This is a genomic window from Streptomyces odonnellii (assembly GCF_000981895.1).
Lineage (GTDB): Bacteria > Actinomycetota > Actinomycetes > Streptomycetales > Streptomycetaceae > Streptomyces > Streptomyces odonnellii.
The window spans coordinates 1-1,219 of the sequence record NZ_LATD01000643.1; the positions used below are offsets into that span (position 1 = coordinate 1).

At 79.7% G+C, this 1,219-nt stretch carries 1 pseudogene; it reads left to right on the plus strand.

The features are described 5' to 3' along the window. Positions 1-1,219 (plus strand): annotated as a pseudogene (locus tag WH07_RS35915) (hypothetical protein); the annotation flags it as partial.

Below are 1,219 nucleotides of genomic sequence, written 5' to 3' on the forward strand. Positions count from 1 at the left end.
GCCGGGGCAGCCGATCCCCGCACAGCAACTCCCGGACCAGCAGCTCCCAGGACAGCCGCTGCCCGGACAGCCGGTTCCCGCCGGGGCGCAGGCGCCCGGGCGGCGTGCCCGGCGGGCGCTGGCCCCCGCGCAGGAACGGCATGCCGGGTCCGCGCCGACGGCCGAAGCCGACGGAGCCCGCAGCGCGTTCGCCCTCCCGCCCGCCGCCGCCGACCGCGCCCCTGCTCAGGCCCAGGCTCCTGCACCGGCAGTCGCGCCGAGTCGGTCGGCTGCCCCGGACGCCTCGCTTCCGGGCCGCCACGACGCCGTACGTACCGAGCCCGACGCCGACCACACCCCGCCGCAGGCCCACCCGCTGCCCTCGGGCCGCCGCCGCGCCGGTACGGGTGGTACGGGCGGTACGGGTGGTACGGGTGACATCCCGGCCGCACCGCCCGAGTGGCCCGGGACCGCCGGGAGCGCGGACGGGCGCCCGAGCAGCGGCACCGGCGCCATGCCCGTCGACCCGAGCGGCTGGGGAGGCACCGCGCCGGGCGCGGGCCCGGTGCCCGGTGCCCCGGCCCCCGGCAGCCCGATGGCCAACGGCCGTGGCATGCCCACCACTTCGGGCTTCGGCATGATGTCCGGCCCTCCCGGCTGGCCGGACGACCCTCGCACCGGCGGCACGGACGCGGACGAACGTGGCAGCGGTGACACGGGCGGCGCCCCCGCGGCACCGGCCGCCCCGGGCGTCCCCCGCACACCCGGCGTCCCCGGCACACCCGGCGTCCCGCCGTTGCCCGCCGCTCCGGGCGAGTCCGCTGTCACCGACCCCCGGCGTGGCGCGCATCAGCCACTGCCGCCCGCCCAGCCGCTCCCCGAAGAGGCACCGTTCTCGCCGGACTCCACCCAGGGGCGCGCCTTCAGCGTGCGCACCCTCGGCCAGGGCGTCCCCTTCGCACAGCAGCTCATCCCGCCGCAGCCCCAGGCCCAGCAGCTTCAGGCCCCCACGGCGTCTCAGCCTCAGCAGCCCCAGCAGGCGCACCAACCCCCGCAGCCCCAGGGCCAGAACCCCGGCCAGCTCCCCGCGACGGCCCCCGGCCGCCGCCGCAAGCTCGGCACCCCGCCGACCGACAGCGACGAGCGGGCCGAGGCGACCGGCAGGGCCGAGACCGGCACCGGGCCGCACCCCCAGTCCCCGCCGCCTCCCCAGGCCCATCAGCCTCACCACCCTCAAGGG